Annotated in this window: 5 protein-coding genes; 3 read left to right on the forward strand and 2 right to left on the reverse strand. The window is 47.8% G+C overall.

The genetic code is table 11. The annotated features are described in order from the left end of the window. The coding region (locus V6C93_RS28515) for an ABC transporter ATP-binding protein (protein WP_333480054.1) at positions 1-1,354 on the forward strand (1,354 nt) is incomplete at its 5' end. A 24-nt stretch (positions 1,355-1,378) separates the two neighbouring features. Here V6C93_RS28515 and V6C93_RS28520 read toward each other — a convergent pair. Both V6C93_RS28520 and V6C93_RS28525 read right to left on the reverse strand, forming a co-directional pair. Continuing rightward, a complete protein-coding gene (locus V6C93_RS28520; protein WP_333480055.1) occupies positions 1,379-1,741 on the reverse strand; it encodes a hypothetical protein in 363 nt (120 codons plus the stop codon). After that, a complete protein-coding gene (locus V6C93_RS28525; protein WP_190501009.1) occupies positions 1,738-1,944 on the reverse strand; it encodes a hypothetical protein in 207 nt (68 codons plus the stop codon). Before V6C93_RS28525 ends, V6C93_RS28520 begins: the two co-directional genes overlap by 4 nt. 459 nt (positions 1,945-2,403) lie before the next feature. Here V6C93_RS28525 and V6C93_RS28530 point away from each other — a divergent pair, with 459 nt between their 5' ends. Then, on the forward strand, positions 2,404-2,664 hold the full coding sequence (locus V6C93_RS28530; RefSeq protein ID WP_333480056.1) for a helix-turn-helix transcriptional regulator: 261 nt from the start codon (positions 2,404-2,406) through the stop codon (positions 2,662-2,664). A 90-nt stretch (positions 2,665-2,754) separates the two neighbouring features. Then, on the forward strand, positions 2,755-3,474 hold a 720-nt coding region (locus V6C93_RS28535; RefSeq protein ID WP_333480057.1), incomplete at its 3' end, for a SinI family restriction endonuclease.

Genomic DNA, 3,474 nt, shown 5'->3' on the forward strand with positions numbered 1-3,474 from the left:
GGTGATGATTGCGATGGCCATCTCCTGTAACCCGGACGTGTTAATTGCTGACGAGCCGACAACAGCGCTGGATGTTACCGTGCAGGCGGCAATTCTCGATTTGCTCAGGGAGTTGCGGGACAATCGGGGCATGTCGATACTTTTTATCACTCATGACTTGGGGGTGATTGCCGAAATTGCTGACTCTGTGGCGGTGATGTATCAGGGAAAAATTGTGGATAGGGGGGATGTCTGGGAGATTTTCTCAAACCCACAGCACCCTTATACCAAAGGTCTGTTAGCTTGTCGCCCTCGCTTGGAGCGGCGTATGCGATACTTACCTACCGTTTCTGATTTCATGGAGGTTGCAACGACGCCGAGTGGGGAACTGGAGATTCGGGAGAAACCCGTTGATGCCAAGCTCATCGCTGGGGAAGAGGACACGGGGGATTCTGCGAGCAACCTCTCCACGTCGCCGCATCACTCTGTCTCTGCTTCATCTCCTTCCCAAGTTACGCTGGTTGCTGTTCGCAACCTTCAAGTGGGCTTTCCAGAGCGGGGAGTGTTTGGCAGAGCTAAACGCTACCTTATGGCGGTGAATGGTATCTCGTTTGAGGTTTATCCAGGGGAAACGTTAGGGTTAGTCGGAGAATCCGGTTGCGGCAAATCGACTCTGGCACGGACGTTACTACGTTTAATTGAGCCGATAAGTGGTGAGATGGAGTTTGAAGGTCGAGATATCATCGCTCTCAAAGGCAACCGCTTACGCCAATTGCGGCGAGAGTTGCAAATAGTGTTCCAAAATCCCTTTAGCTCCCTTGACCCCCGGATGAAGATTGGGGCGACGGTGATGGAGCCATTGGTGATTCATGAGGCGGGAGGCAACAAAAAAACACGGCGAGATCGCGCGGCTTATCTGTTGCAGCATGTGGGTTTAAATCCCGACTTGATGAATCGCTATCCTCACGAGTTTTCTGGAGGTCAACGGCAACGGGTGTGTATTGCCAGGGCACTGGCACTTAATCCTAAGTTTATTATCTGCGATGAATCGGTTTCTGCTCTGGATGTTTCGGTGCAGGCGCAGGTACTCAACCTACTCAAAGAGTTGCAGGGAGAATTTGGTTTAACCTACATCTTTATTTCCCATGACTTGAGCGTGGTGAAATTCATGAGCGATCGCATCATGGTGATGAATAAAGGCAAAATCGAAGAGATTGGCCCTGCGGAGACGATTTACCGCGAACCGAGCAAGGATTACACTCGCCAGTTGATTGCTTCGATTCCTACGGGTACCCTTGAACGGATTCAGCAACAGCAAGAAAAGCGGCGAGTTTCAGAGTTGTCGGCATTCAGCGATCCGTGGTCTTCTAATTAGTTCGTCATTAGTGATTGACTTCTGCTAAAAGGATGTGAGTTGCGATCGGCGTTGTGCCCAGAGTCGTCGTAGGTAATCCAGTTCCTTGGGAGAATATCTGTCTTCAAACTTTACGGATTCCTGTTGAATCCACTGTCCTAATTCTTTTAAGTCCTCTAGGGTGGGACTGGTTTGAATCATGTGGGTAATGGTTCTTATCCATCGATTCAGTTGACGGTAACTCACGAATTGACCGCCTTTGTCGCGGCGATGGACAAATAGAACATACGCCCAACGTTCAATCCGAACAATTGCAGAGGCGGGAATTTTTAGCAAACAGGCGATATAGCGGGGACTGAGGCGAAATCGTTGAGCGGGCTGAATCTGGCGAAATAAGGTGATTATCATTTTGTCCCCTCGCTATCTTTGTCTGGAGTTTCGGGCGTGAGGTCGAAGATGATGGTGTGAGGGGCGGTGGGGAGTAGCTGCCGGAGAATTCTTAAATGAGCTTCTGCATCGCAGCGACGGCGGAAACGGGCAACGATAGTCTGTCGCATGTTGGGAAGGGGGCGAATGATGCACCAAGGAAATAGTTGAGTTTGGTAGGTCATGAGGCACTCCTGGTAATAGTTGATACTTTGCGGATTGACCTCTCCCCTAACCCCTCTCCTGCGAGGAGAGGGGAACTGTTCTCTGCTTTCCCTGGTAAGGAAGCTGGAACTTTAGTGGGGAAATGGGGGGTTAGGTCTGCGATTTGTATTCCATCCCACTGCGCTATGGGCACAGGGAATTGGTGAGAACTCTGGCAATGTATGCAGGTTCCGCAATAGGCAGATATGGCAACCTCACAGGCGATCGCAATGAGCGCTCCAATCGAAATCGCCTACAAGGTTGTGGTGAGATGACAGTTTTTGTAAGACACTGGGATAGCAGCAGGCATCCAAAAGGATATCCAAGGAAGCACCTAACTAGCCTTGAGGTAGCGTTCCGGATTTCCTGTCTGTTTTTGTGTCCATCTTTATCATTCCACAAATTAGACAGATTGTCTAGAGCATTTATTTAGACAATGTATGGCAAAAAAAAACACATCTGGCTCACAGGAGAGTGAATCTCCGTTGAAGAAGCTTCGAGAAGAGGCTGGGTTGTCTCAAGAGGGACTAGCCAGAATTATTGGTGTAGCAAGCGCGACAATCAGTCGTTGGGAGAGAGGCGCTCCAGCTATGTTAACTGTGCCTCAAATGAAGGCGCTGTGTAGGGTCTTTGGCAAAAGTATTGAGGAGTTGCCTGACGAGTTTGGACCACAGAAGCGATCAGTTGAGGCGGAGGGGTGAGTAATAGGGGGAGGTGATAATCCTGACGGTATGCGAAAGATAAAACAACCAACTGAAGGAAGAGAGGTTACTCAACAGTGACCGTTACTCATGAGCCAAAATATACCTAAGATCGATTCATCCCTGGTACTATCTCAGGCGGAAACAATAGTGAGAGCTAATTCCACCATGCAATGGGATACTGCTGTGCAAACAGTATTATCTGTTTGTTGTAGATTTCCTGAGTTGTGTCCGACCTTCAGACAAGATAAATTGTTTTCACAGGAGTACATCAGCAAGTGGTTAAAAAAGTACTTCAACGGATACAATAACCGTGCCTCCAAGCGAATCAGCAAAAAGATTGGTACTGTTTCTGATGAAATTATTGACACGATTATCTCAGTTCGCCTTCCGTTCTTAGGCGAGCAGAAAATTACTGCAATAAAGTCGGCTCATCGCCTTTCAATGTCAGCCGAGAATATTTTAGGGCTATTGCTAGAAGAATATCTTGCCGAAAAATTATTGACTTATGGGTGGTATTGCTGTTGGGGCGATACAATAAAAAGCGTTGATTTCTGTACCCAAAACGGAGAGCTGTTACAAGTTAAAAATCGCAGCAATTCTGAGAACAGTTCAAGCAACAAGGTACGAAAGGGAACTCAAATCAGGAAATGGCATAGGGTTGAGGCTAAAACAGGAACTTACTACTGGAAGACACTGAATGAGCTGGTAGGATGTACAGACCTTTCAGAGCAGGATTTTTCCTCATTTGTTAGGAAAACCCTCACTGATAATCCCGCTGCCATCTATGTAGAAGATGATAATGTATGG

It is taken from the genome of Allocoleopsis sp., from assembly GCF_036703385.1.
Taxonomy (GTDB): Bacteria; Cyanobacteriota; Cyanobacteriia; order Cyanobacteriales; family Coleofasciculaceae; genus Allocoleopsis.